The following is a 12,991-nucleotide window of genomic DNA, read 5'->3' as shown; positions in this document are numbered from 1 at the left end:
TTTCTATCAACGTTTTTCAATAATCTCATCCACTGGCAAACGATAGCTTGGATCCAGTTTATCGTCTGTGTAGCCAACAGTAATTAAAAGTTCTGGACGGAAGCGCTCATCAATGTCTAGCACTTGATTGACTTTTGACTTATCAAATCCAAGGATAATATTGGAACTAATGCCTTGATCAGTCAATGCTAAAACAAGATTCATTGCCACCAAACCAGCATTTAAAGCCAAATAATCGCTTTTTTGCTGCTCAGAATAATGCCCATATTCAACCGGTAAATTTTGCATATAATATTGCAACAATTCGTCGGACATATTATTGACCCCAGCTACACGAGCAATTTTCCGAGCTCGTTTAACTAAGTCTGTATCTGTAAAAAGAGCAATCGTCACGGGTGCTTCTGTGATTTGGTCTTTGTTTGCACCGAAAGCAATCTCAGCCAATTCTGCATTTTTCTCACGCACAACTACAAATTTCCAAGGCTGGCTATTGTGAGCACTTGGCGCTAAAGTTGCAATTTCAATCGCCGTCCGCACATCTTTCGGATCAACTGCTTTATCATTGAAATGCTTCGTTGCATGACGCTTTTTATTTAATTCAAGAAATTTCATAGGGACTTTCCTTTTCTTATTATACTAATTTCATTTTACCATAAATTGGAAGAGCTTGCAGAGGTTTTTCACGAGAAATAGTCTGATGAACTTGCTTCCCTAAAATCTAGGAGTTGGTTATCTTTTTATCTGTAGATTTGCTCAATTTCTCCTGCACGGCCTCTGCCACTTTTCGCGGTACACCCACTTCGACAATTTCATCCACGCTGGCTTTCTTGATGTTGGTCAAAGATTTAAAATGTCGCATCAAATTTTGCTTGCGTTTGGGCCCCAGTCCTTCAATGCCATCTAGTTGTGATGAGAAGGAATTCTTAGACCGGAGCTGGCGATGGAAGGTAATGGCAAAGCGGTGGACTTCATCTTGGATGCGTTGCAAAAGGAAAAATTCCTGTGAATTGCGAGATAATTCGACCACTTTCAAAGGATCGCCAAAGAGCAATTCATGAGTCTGATGCTTGTCGTTCTTTTGCAAACCAGCGATAGGAATATCTAACCCTAATTGATTTTGAATGACGTCTTTAGCAATGTTGACTTGACCCTGACCACCATCAATGACAATAAGATCAGGCGGTATTAAACCATCTCGCATGACTCGGCTATAGCGGCGCTTAATCACTTCTCGCATACTAGCATAGTCATCTGGACCGACAACTGTCTTAATCTTATACTTGCGATAATCCTTTTTGCTGGGTTTCCCATTGATAAAGACCACCATAGCTGAAACAGGACTGGTTCCCATAATATTGGAATTATCAAAGGACTCAATCCGAACTGGGGTGGGAATATTGAGCAACTGACCTAGATTTTCAATAGCTCCTTGCGTTTTTTCAACAGATTTCTCCAACAAATCAAACTTCTGCTGCAAACTAACTTGCGCATTTTTAATAGCCAAATTAACCAACTGTTTCTTCTCTCCTCGCTGAGGTTTGAGAATCTTCGTATCTACCACAGCCTGAACAGCTACATCATCAATATCAGACGGAATCAAAATTTCATTGGGAATCAGATGAGATTTTTCCTGATAAAATTGACCAATATAGGTCAGAAAATCCTCATCGGGATCATTGTAGTAAGGAAACATATTCACGTCTCGCTCAATGAGTTTTCCTTGACGGACAAAGAACACCTGCACACATATCCAGCCTTTGTCTACATAATAACCAAAGACATCCCGATTCTGCAAATCCTTCGCCATGACTCGTTGTTTAGTGCGAAGCGTCGCAATGCTTTGAAGCAAGTCGCGGTACTCAGCCGCTTTTTCAAACTCCATTTTCTCAGCCGCACTAGTCATTTTCCTTTTCAGCTCATCAATAATCTTATCATCATGCCCTTTGAGAAAGTCTGATACTTCTTGAGCCATATCTTGAAAAAAATGTGGTTCATTATGGCAGATAGTGTGAGCTCGGCACTGCCCGATGTGGTAGTAGAAACAAACCTTCTCAGGCGGATTAGTGCATTTGCGAAAAGGGAAAATTCGATCCAGCAGGCGCTTAATTTCATTGGCAGCACCTACATCAGGATAAGGACCAAAGTAGAGCCCCCCATCCTTTTTGACCTGACGCGTAATAATTAGACGCGGATATGTCTCATTGGTAATTTTGATAAAAGGGTAGGACTTATCATCCTTGAGCATGATATTGTACTTAGGCTGATTTTCCTTGATGAGATTGATTTCAAGCAGCAAAGCTTCAATGTTAGAATCCGTGACAATAAACTCAAAATCCTCAATCTCAGATACCAGCGCTTCGGTCTTAGTATCATGGCTCCCACGAAAATAAGAGCGCACCCGATTGCGCAGATTCTTAGCTTTTCCGACATAGATGATAATGCCATTTTTATCTTTATGAATATAGCAACCTGGACTAGTAGGCAACAATTCTAATTTTGATTTAATCAAGTTGTTCATAATTATCATTATAGCAAAAATGAGCAAAAGGAAGTAAAAAGGAGCATGGAAAACCTAAATTATCTGCAATATAAAAAAGAGGACAACAACGCCCTCTTTCAATAACTGAGATTTCAATTGTCTTAATTGACAATGGTCTTCGTTTCGATATTATTCAAAATCAAGATATTCTTTTTCAAGTTCAAGAACTTCTTCCATCGTTGCACATTCTGTAAGAGCACGTTGAGCGAGTTCTTGCATCTTCTTCGTATCCAATTTCTTCATCAAGCTACGTGTACGAAGAACAGATGTAGCACTCATTGAAAACTCATCCAGACCAATACCAACTAGAAGTGGAACAGCAGTTTGATCACCCGCCATTTCACCACACATACCAGCCCACTTGCCTTCAGCATGAGCAGCTTTGACCACTCGATCCACTAAACGTAAGATAGATGGGTTGTATGGTTGATAAAGGTAAGAAACTTGTTCATTCATACGGTCAGCAGCCATTGTGTATTGAATCAAGTCATTGGTACCAATTGAGAAGAAGTCAACTTCTTTTGCAAATTGGTCAGCAAGCATTGCTGCCGCTGGAATTTCAATCATGATACCAACTTGAATATTGTCCGCAACTGCCACACCCTCTGCAAGCAATTTAGATTTTTCTTCTTCCAAAATGCCTTTTGCAGCACGGAATTCAGTCAACAAAGCAACCATTGGGAACATGATACGCAATTGTCCATGCACAGATGCACGCAAAAGTGCACGTAATTGTGTGCGGAACATTGCATTTCCTGTTTCAGAAATAGAAATACGAAGAGCACGGAATCCAAGAAACGGATTCATTTCTTTTGGCAAATCAAAGTAAGGAAGTTCTTTGTCTCCACCGATGTCCATTGTACGGACAACAACTGGTTTGCCATTCATCCCTTCAAGTACAGCTTTATAAGCTTCATACTGCTCATCTTCTGTTGGGAAATCTTGCGAATCCATATAAAGAAACTCAGTACGGTAAAGCCCGACAGCTTCTGCGCCATTTGCATTCACACCTTCGACATCTTTAGGTGTACCGATATTTGCAGCCAGTTCAAAATGTTTTCCGTCAGCTGTTACTGTTTCAGCATCTTTCAGCAAATCCCATTCAGCTTTTTGTTTTGCATAGGCTTCACCCGCTGCTTTAAAGGTTGCAACTTGTTCTTCTGTTGGATTGATAATAACCTCACCAGTAATTCCATTCACGGCAACTGTATCACCGTCTTTTACTAATTCGGTAATGTTATTTGTTCCAAGAACCGCAGCAATTTCAAGAGTACGAGCCATAATAGCTGAGTGACTTGTACGTCCACCAATATTGGTTACAAAAGCTTTAACAAAGTTTTTATCTAATTGAGCGGTATCAGAAGGAGTCAAGTCATGGGCAATCACAACTACTTCTTCATTAATCATAGCAGGGTTTGGCAAGCGTACACCAAGCAAGTGAGCCAACACACGTTTGGTCACGTCGCGAATATCTGCCGCACGTTCTTGCATGTATGGATTATCTTCCATATTTTCAAAGAGAGTGATGAACATGTCTGTTACTTCTTTCAGACCTGCTTCAGCATTCACTTTTTTTGCACGAATTGTTTCTTTAATCTGACCAATCATTTCTGGATCAGAAAGTACCATTAAGTGAGCATCAAATACTTGAGCTGCTTCTTCTCCAAGGCTTTCTACTGCTTTCTCACGGATAACAGAAAGCTCGTTCTGTGAAGCTTCAAGAGCTACATCCAAACGAGCCTCTTCTGCATTTGTATCTTCGACTGAAGCAGTCTCAAATGATAAATCCGGTTGAACGAGTAGATATGCCTTAGCAACAGCAACACCGTCAGATGCTGCAATTCCTTTTAGCATTTCTGTCATGTTAAGCCAATCCTTCTTTTGTCATTGTTTCTGCGATTGCTACAATTGCATCATCAGCGTCTGCACCTTCTGCAGTAATTGTTACATCAGCCCCTTGACCAACACCAAGGCTCATAACACCCATGATTGATTTAAGGTTTACTGATTTACCTTTGTATTCAAGAGTAATATCTGAAGCAAATTTGCTAGCAGTTTGAACTAACAAAGTTGCTGGACGTGCGTGAATACCTGTTTCTGCCACAATGTGGAAATCTTTAGAAGCCATAGTTTGACTCTCCTTTAATGTAATCTTTTTGGGGTCTCATGTGATAACCCTTACAATTCTAAATTATAACATCTTTGTAAAATTTTTTCAAGAATTTTATGTGTATTCAGCAAGTCTTTTTTATGAGAATTACTGAAATTTCATTAAAACGAGATTTTCACTATCCAATTGATTGACACATTTTTAATCCATTGTTCCCTAAGGAAAGCTTAGTCTAACGAAGCCCAAAACAGGAGTTCATTCTATCTTTTTCTTTTTCCAAGAAAACACTATATCTAGTATCATGGTATTTAAAACCCCAAAACAAAACACAATATTTAGAACATAATAGTTGACAAAATTCCCTGCTTTGGATATACTAATTCCATACTGAATTTAAAGAAATTAGGAGTTCATTATGGTAACTATTTATTCAAAAAATAATTGCGTTCAATGCAAAATGACAAAACGCTTCTTAGACACTAACCATGTAGAATATCGTGAAATCAATTTGGACGAACAGCCTGAATACATCGATCATGTGAAAAGCTTAGGCTTTAATGCTGCTCCAGTCGTTCAAACTCCAACGGAAGCATTTTCCGGTTTTCAACCTGGTAAATTAAAAAAATTATCATAATTTATGACATGTACCTAATGGGAGAAATGGTTAAAACTGCGATAACTAGACAAGACCTTCTCCGTTCACTTTTTATACTCGGAAGAGTACCTTTGATGAAAACTTTGTTTTCTTCGTTCACCACCTCAACAACTTTCAAAACTGTTGAGTAATTTTGTGGGGGGAGACTACGAACTAAAATTTTCAATTTTTAGTTCTTGCCCACCCCTCTTTCTTTTGCCAAATATCAAACCTAACATTTAGAAAAGGAATACTATGGGACTCAAACAATTAGAAGATGTGACATATTTCCGTCTCAATAATGAAATCAACCGTCCAATCAACGGACAAATTATGCTTCACAAAGATAAGGAAGCCTTAGAAGCATTCTTTAAAGAAAATGTTGAACCAAATACGAAAAAATTCTCTTCTATCACAGAAAAAATTCACTATTTAATCCAAGAAAACTATTTAGAAAAAGAATTCATCCAGCTTTATTCACCTGAATACATCGAAGAGCTAGCTACCTTCATTCATGATCAAGATTTCCATTTCAAATCTTTCATGGCAGCATATAAATTCTATAATCAATATGCTCTCAAAACAAATGACGGTGAATATTACCTTGAAAGCATGGAAGACCGCGTTCTGTTCAACGCACTCTATTTTGCCGACGGTGATAAAGCAATTGCCAAAGATATTGCCAATGAAATCATTCACCAACGGTATCAGCCTGCCACTCCAAGTTTCTTGAATGCCGGACGTGCTAGGCGTGGTGAATTAGTTTCTTGTTTCTTGATTCAAGTCACTGATGATATGAATTCAATCGGTCGTTCTATCAATTCAGCTCTGCAATTATCTCGGATTGGCGGTGGCGTTGGAATTTCCCTCAGTAACCTGCGGGAAGCGGGTGCCCCTATCAAAGGTTATGAAGGGGCTGCTTCTGGTGTAGTACCAGTTATGAAGCTCTTTGAAGACAGCTTTTCATACTCTAATCAATTAGGTCAACGTCAGGGAGCCGGTGTTGTTTATCTCAACGTTTTTCACCCAGATATTATCGCTTTTCTTTCAACTAAGAAAGAGAATGCTGATGAAAAAGTACGGGTAAAAACTCTTTCTTTGGGTGTTGTCATTCCAGATAAATTCTACGAATTAGCTCGGAAGAACGAAGATATGTATCTCTTTAGCCCTTATTCTATCGAACGGGAATATGGCGTTCCATTTGCCTACATTGACATTACCGAAAAATATGACGAATTGGTTGCCAATCCTAAGATTAATAAAACGAAGATTAAAGCTCGTGATTTAGAAACTGAAATTTCCAAGTTGCAGCAGGAATCTGGGTATCCTTATGTAGTTAATATCGATACTGCTAATCGCGCGAATCCAGTAGACGGCAAGATTATCATGAGCAATCTCTGCTCCGAAATCCTGCAAGTCCAAGAACCAAGTCTCTTGAATGACGCTCAAGAATTCGTTCGTTTAGGAACAGATGTTTCTTGCAATCTCGGGTCTACCAATGTGGTTAATATGATGACTTCGCCAGATTTTGGTAAGTCTATCCGTACCATGACGCGTGCGCTGACATTTGTTACAGACAGTTCTCACATCAAAGCTGTTCCGACTATTGACCACGGCAACAGCTTAGCTCACACTTTTGGGCTAGGTGCCATGGGCTTGCACAGCTATCTGGCTCAACAATTGATTGCATACGGTTCAGCTGAGTCTGTTGAGTTTACCAGCATTTACTTTATGCTCATGAATTATTGGACACTTGTTGAATCCAATAATATTGCCCGCGAGCGTGGGGTGGTTTTCCATAACTTTGAAAAGTCTGATTATGCAAATGGTTCATACTTTGACAAATATGTGACTGGTGAATTTGTACCAAAATCTGACCGAGTGAAAAAACTCTTTGAAAATATCTTTATTCCTTCTGCAAAAGATTGGACTGAGCTACGCGAGAAAGTCATGACAGACGGTCTTTATCACCAAAATCGCTTAGCTGTTGCGCCGAATGGTTCTATCAGCTATATCAATGATGTCTCTGCTTCTATCCACCCAATTACACAACGCATTGAAGAACGCCAAGAAAAGAAAATCGGAAAAATCTACTACCCAGCAGCAGGACTGTCAACTGAGACTATTCCTTACTATACTAGCGCTTACGACATGGATATGCGTAAAGTCATTGACGTTTATGCAGCAGCTACTGAGCACGTAGATCAAGGGTTATCTCTGACCCTCTTTATGCGCAGCGACATTCCACAAGGACTCTACGAATGGAAAACCGAATGCAAACAAACGACACGCGACCTGTCTATCCTGCGCAACTATGCCTTTAACAAGGGCATCAAATCAATCTATTATGTCCGTACCTTTACAGATGACGGCGGCGAAGTTGGAGCCAACCAGTGTGAGAGCTGCGTGATTTAACGAGAATTAAAATTTCTAAAAGCCTTTCAGAACAAATTTAAACTATCTGTAAACAATAAGAATCAACTGGAATAAAAGAAAGTAATCAACATGAAAACCTATTATAAAGCCATAAACTGGAATGCCATTGAAGATGTCATTGACAAATCTACTTGGGAAAAACTGACCGAGCAGTTCTGGCTCGATACACGAATCCCCCTCTCCAACGATTTGGACGACTGGAGAAAATTATCACTTGAAGAAAAAGACCTTGTTGGTAAGGTCTTCGGCGGATTAACATTATTGGATACGATGCAATCCCAATCAGGTGTCGAAGCTATCCGAGGAGATATTCGCACACCCCATGAAGAGGCTGTGTTGAATAACATCCAATTCATGGAGTCTGTTCACGCTAAGTCGTATTCATCTATTTTCTCAACCCTTAACACGAAATCAGAAATTGACGAAATTTTTGAATGGACCAATACAAATCCTTATTTGCAAAAGAAAGCTGAAATTATCAATGAGATTTACCTCAATGGAAATGTTCTTGAAAAGAAGGTTGCCAGTGTCTTTCTGGAAACCTTCCTCTTCTACTCTGGTTTCTTTACTCCGCTCTACTATCTTGGAAATAACAAGTTGGCCAATGTAGCTGAAATCATCAAATTGATTATCCGTGATGAATCTGTCCACGGAACGTATATCGGTTATAAATTCCAATTAGGCTTTAACGAATTGCCAGAAGAAGAACAAGAAACTTTCCGAGAGTGGATGTACGACCTGCTCTACACCCTCTATGAAAACGAAGAAGGCTATACAGAAACTTTGTATGACGGCGTCGGATGGACGGAAGAAGTCAAAACTTTCCTTCGGTATAATGCTAATAAAGCTCTGATGAATCTTGGTCAAGACCCACTTTTCCCTGATACAGCTGATGACGTCAATCCGATTGTCATGAATGGTATTTCAACTGGAACCTCTAACCATGACTTCTTTTCTCAAGTCGGAAACGGTTATCTTCTTGGTGAAGTTGAAGCCATGCAAGATGATGATTATAATTACGGGTTATAAAATATCAATTAACAAAAATAACATCTAATAACACAAAAACACGAATGGGACATACCAACAATAAGTGGTACTACTCCTTTCGTGTTTTTGATTTTAAATTATGAATGATTTGCCATTTTTAAACCACTATTGAAACATCGCAATCAGCATGATTATAGCTGCTGGTGTATTGTTTAAGATATGTACAGCGATTGAATCTTTCAGATTTCCCCGACGTGCAAATGCGGCATAAAGCACTAATCCCATTGCAAAATATAATGGAAATTCTGTCCATTTTGAAATATGAGGAAGTGCAAAAATGATAGATGTTATGAGCGCTGCCACTATTTTTTGATCTTTTTCAAAGAAAAAGATCGTCGCAAAACCGCGAAACACCATTTCTTCAATCACTGGAGCTATTACTGCAACAGTTACCACATATAGCAGAGCAAAAAAGATATGATCAACAGACATAATTTTTCCTAGACTTTGTAAAGCACTATCATTACTGGTCGTACTTTGCCCTGTTAAAAGGATATTTAGATAAGTTCCAACTACTGCTACTATTCTTGCCGCTAAAAAGAACAACAATGCTTTCCCAAAATCTCCCCATGAAAAAGACAAGCTCTTCACGTCATCAGAAACATGTGTCTGGTATCTCCTCCATAAAGTGCGGATAGCAAAAAACATGAGCACAAGGTAGGCTAACACCAGTAAAATTTCTATATACACGGGCAAATCTTGCCCTCTAGCTAGAAATAACATAGGAATGCCATTGATAGCCATGACTAACACAATCAGTCCCAATAATTTTAAAATTCCAAGTCCAAGATGGGCTAATTTTTTCATTAAAATGCTCCTCGTATAACTAGTTATGTTTCATGAGATTGGGACAGAACTTATCTTGAAAAATTTAAGTTCGTAGTTCCCTCCCTGCAAGACTGCTCAACAGTCTCCCTGACTGTTGAGGCAGTGGATAAAAAAAACAGAATTTTCGTCAAAAGTGTTCTTTCTAGCTTGAAAAGCGAACAGGTTTGAGACTTGCTTCGCAAGCCCTATCCGCCACCTCAAAGCAATGCTTTGAGCAATCACCTACTGTGCTATTCGCTTATCACTAAATGAGATAGAGTCAGAGATACTTTTTGACCAGCCTTATTTAAAGTATTTCTTTATCATAGAAATATTTACTACATTGATGTAGAGGTGGATAAAGACCACGATTGCAATAGGAAGGTATTGAACTTCACGTAATAGAAGCGAAATAGTAAACAGGAGGATGTAGAACGCTGGCAAAATGAACTGATTTAACTGAAAAAGAATCTTAAAGCTCTGCTCATAATGTGCTTCTCTTTCTGCTTCATCATAGGTCTTCATCAAGGCTAAAACATCTTCAGGAAATGTAACGATTGGCAATTTAAAATGCCGAACCTGCTCAATTGTCTTTTGGAGACAATATTGTCCATATAGAATATGACTGCCTTTGAATTGTCCGACTAGACTGTAGTAAATAAATTGTCATGCAGAATAAAAGCAGATTGAGCACACGAATCATCCAACCCCAAAGTATGCTATTTAAAAAAGTTGGAAAATGGAAATTTCCTAGCCAACTACTTGCTACAAAAATTCCTAGCAAAACACTCACTACTAGTAAAACGCTAATTTTCATCCATTTTTTCATCGCTATTCTCCTTTAGATAAAATACATTTTCTACGTTTTCACCAAAAATATGTGCAATCTTCAAGGCAATGATGACAGACGGAGCATACTCTCCCCGCTCAATCAAACTGATGGTTTGTCGAGAAACTCCTGCTTTTTTAGCCAACTCTGTTTGATTCAACCTATCTCGCGCTCGAAGTTCTTTTAATCGATTTTCCAGCTTCATATGCTCCTCTCCTTTCATCTCTATTGTAACTCATTCGTGTCATTTTGACAATTATTTTTGTCAAAAATAACATTATCATTGTCAATTTAATGTAGAAATCTGTCCAATTCATATAAAAATCCCCCAAAGTTAGTTTGTACCTAACTTTGAGGGAATCCTTCAACATGATGTTGATTTGCTTGCTTCACCTATTCATTATTCTTTTTTGAACGTTTTGCTAAGATGAAGATGACAACTCCTAAAATGACAATTCCTACTAAACCAAGGAAGGTTACTTTTTCACCAGTTGACGGAAGGAAGCCACGTTTATTTTGTTTTGGCGTTTCTTTGACAACTTTGTAATTTACTTTGTAAGTAGAGAAGTGTGTTGTTTTAAAGCTAATCGTTTGATCTTTGTTGAGAACAAAATCAAATTTTTCCGCTTGCTTGCCGTCTTTCATAGCATAAACAGAATCCACCGTAGCACCTTGCTTCACTGGTACTGTCACTACTGTTGAACTGACTTGTGACACTGCTTCGCCTTTTGGATTGGTCAAGGTAATGTCATAGCTATCTGCGTTTTCTTCAATCGTCTTTTTAACTGCTAATTTGAGATTAGCTTTCACCAAATCTGCATTTTGCAAGCGAACCCCTGTGGCTGTATCCACTAAGGTATCAGAAGTTTCGCTTGGTTTAGGTTTTTCAGTATCTGATGAACTAGATGTAGACGTTTCATTTGTACTTGACGAAGATTGAGATGTAGACGAAGTGGAAGATGTGGTTGAAGATGACTCACTTGTACTTGAAGATGGTTCTAAGCTAGAGCTTGGTGGCGTTTGCTCATTTTTAATCTTTTCTTCCATTTCAGCTTCTAGAGCTTTCATTTCTTTAAAGACTTCCTCTGCACGCGCCATACTAGACGCAGTCACTTCTTCTGACGAAGCTCCACCTGCAGCTGCGTATTGTTCATCTAATTTGGCTTGTTCTTCAATCAATCGTGCTTCCAAAGCTTTCCATTTTTCTTGAATGCTATTGCCAAATAATTTTTGATGTTTAGCTGCCATATCGTAAATGTGTGACGCAACCCAGTACCAAGAATCTTTGTCATATTTCGTTGTATCAACTTGATAAGCAGCATAAGTATTGTTGATATTTCCATAGTATGGCAAGTATGGTGCAAATCGAGGGCTACCGACAGAAAGCCACATTGTGCCACCACCCATGCTAGCAGGGATATTATCTTTCAATTGGAAAATATGAGCTTCCATTACATTTGGATTGCCAAGAGGATATTTGTAGACTGGATCTACTTTTCCACGTTGAGGAATGCCTTTACCGTCTAATTCCATTTGGTCTAATGGTTTGAATTGCGTACCTTCAAAACGGTTCCGCTGCATCCGCATCACATCTGCAACGCTGATTTTCTTATTGCTAGATTGCAACAAATCAAAATATTTATCATCATAATTGACTGGTGCGTCTGGGTTCAAAGCCTTAATACCAGCCCAAGCACGCGAACGATCTGCCTCTGCCATTGGCGGATTGTAAGATTGAGAAATATGGAACTTGCCATCAATTTCCTTATAAGAATTAGCATCACGCGCTACTTTTTCCACATTTTCTGAAGCAATGACATTTTCCTTATCATTAAAATCAACACTCCCTAAGAAGAAGGTATTAGGGAAAATACTATATTTGTCGTCTGGATATTTAATGGCAACATATTGATGACCAGATAAGATTTCCATGTACCAGACACCTGTCTTATCTGCAATTGTCACAATGTTTCCTTCAGCAGCACCTTGTTTTTTGACAATCTCTGCAATGAGCTCCACACCTTCACGAGCCGTTTTTACATGTGGCAAGACAACCGTTGTCATAATGGATTCTGCTAGCCCTTTTTCTACATAAGGATCAACTTTCTGGATAGCTTTATTCGCCTTAGCTGATACTGTAGCAGAAATGGAAACTCCATGCTCATTGAAGCCTACTTCATCAAAAATACCTTCTTTGGGTGTAACGTCCGAAACAGAAGTATATTTATAGCTATGTGCGGGTAATTGCCATTCAAAGCCATTGGCTTCATCAATCAGCTTTTCTCCCGCTTGATTGTCCTTGGCTGGATGAACTTTAAAGACTTTGTTATGATTAGGCTCCAAATCCTCTGTACGACCATACAAAGTCGAACCATCTGCTGTCAAGTTCTTCCCAACAATAAAACCTGTACAGGCTTCTACTGCTTGAAAAGGAAAGAGAATAAGAGCAGATAACAGAATTGTTAAGCGAAAAATCAATTTTTTCATATATTTCTCCTTTTATGATTGCATGTTGAATACATCAACTTTTAAGAGTGAACATCACTCTTATCACCTTTTTAAAACCGTATACCTTAAATTTAGTAT

Annotated in this window: 11 protein-coding genes; 3 read left to right on the top strand and 8 right to left on the bottom strand. The window is 38.8% G+C overall.

The features are described 5' to 3' along the window. Positions 1-6: 6 nt before the first annotated feature. From EL079_RS01100 to EL079_RS01085, 4 genes are all read right to left on the bottom strand, one after another. Positions 7-612 carry a nitroreductase family protein gene (locus tag EL079_RS01100; RefSeq protein ID WP_003031915.1) on the bottom strand — a complete coding sequence of 202 codons (606 nt, stop codon included), beginning with the start codon at positions 610-612 and terminating at the stop codon, positions 7-9. Positions 613-718: 106 nt separating this feature from the next. Next, positions 719-2,518 (bottom strand): excinuclease ABC subunit UvrC, encoded by a 1,800-nt coding sequence (gene uvrC / locus EL079_RS01095; RefSeq protein WP_003031930.1) that lies wholly within the window; start codon positions 2,516-2,518, stop codon positions 719-721. A gap of 150 nt (positions 2,519-2,668) precedes the next feature. Next, complete coding sequence (gene ptsP / locus EL079_RS01090) at positions 2,669-4,402, bottom strand: phosphoenolpyruvate--protein phosphotransferase (protein WP_003031909.1); 1,734 nt, start codon at positions 4,400-4,402, stop codon at positions 2,669-2,671. A 1-nt stretch (position 4,403) separates the two neighbouring features. Beyond that, complete coding sequence (locus EL079_RS01085) at positions 4,404-4,667, bottom strand: phosphocarrier protein HPr (RefSeq protein WP_003023815.1); 264 nt, start codon at positions 4,665-4,667, stop codon at positions 4,404-4,406. 397 nt (positions 4,668-5,064) lie between these two features. Between EL079_RS01085 and nrdH the strand changes: the two genes are divergently transcribed. The 3 genes from nrdH to nrdF all read left to right on the top strand — a co-directional run bounded on the left by nrdH (position 5,065) and on the right by nrdF (position 8,748). After that, positions 5,065-5,283 carry a glutaredoxin-like protein NrdH gene (nrdH, locus tag EL079_RS01080; RefSeq protein WP_003023812.1) on the top strand — a complete coding sequence of 73 codons (219 nt, stop codon included), beginning with the start codon at positions 5,065-5,067 and terminating at the stop codon, positions 5,281-5,283. Between the two features lie 255 nt (positions 5,284-5,538). After that, complete coding sequence (gene nrdE / locus EL079_RS01075) at positions 5,539-7,698, top strand: class 1b ribonucleoside-diphosphate reductase subunit alpha (RefSeq protein WP_003031917.1); 2,160 nt, start codon at positions 5,539-5,541, stop codon at positions 7,696-7,698. A gap of 90 nt (positions 7,699-7,788) precedes the next feature. Then, complete coding sequence (nrdF, locus tag EL079_RS01070) at positions 7,789-8,748, top strand: class 1b ribonucleoside-diphosphate reductase subunit beta (protein WP_003031918.1); 960 nt, start codon at positions 7,789-7,791, stop codon at positions 8,746-8,748. Between the two features lie 126 nt (positions 8,749-8,874). On the opposite strand, the gene EL079_RS01065 is transcribed toward nrdF, so the two are convergent. The 4 genes from EL079_RS01065 to EL079_RS01050 form a co-directional block, all read right to left on the bottom strand. Then, positions 8,875-9,576, bottom strand: coding sequence for a CPBP family intramembrane glutamic endopeptidase (locus tag EL079_RS01065; protein WP_003031923.1), 702 nt, complete (start codon positions 9,574-9,576; stop codon positions 8,875-8,877). A 303-nt stretch (positions 9,577-9,879) separates the two neighbouring features. Then, the gene (locus tag EL079_RS09760; RefSeq protein ID WP_003031914.1) at positions 9,880-10,140 is read right to left on the bottom strand and encodes a DUF3169 family protein; all 261 of its coding nucleotides are present in this window, start codon (positions 10,138-10,140) and stop codon (positions 9,880-9,882) included. Positions 10,141-10,382: 242 nt separating this feature from the next. Then, positions 10,383-10,610, bottom strand: a complete 228-nt coding sequence (locus EL079_RS01055) for a helix-turn-helix transcriptional regulator (RefSeq protein WP_003031926.1) — start codon at positions 10,608-10,610, stop codon at positions 10,383-10,385. Between the two features lie 188 nt (positions 10,611-10,798). Beyond that, entirely contained in the window at positions 10,799-12,892 is a 2,094-nt protein-coding gene (locus EL079_RS01050) for a C69 family dipeptidase (protein ID WP_003031911.1), read from the bottom strand. Positions 12,893-12,991: the final 99 nt, after the last annotated feature.

It is taken from the genome of Streptococcus anginosus (assembly GCF_900636475.1).
In the GTDB taxonomy this organism is placed as follows: Bacteria; Bacillota; Bacilli; order Lactobacillales; family Streptococcaceae; genus Streptococcus; species Streptococcus anginosus.
This window is presented reverse-complemented; position numbering and strand designations above follow the sequence as displayed.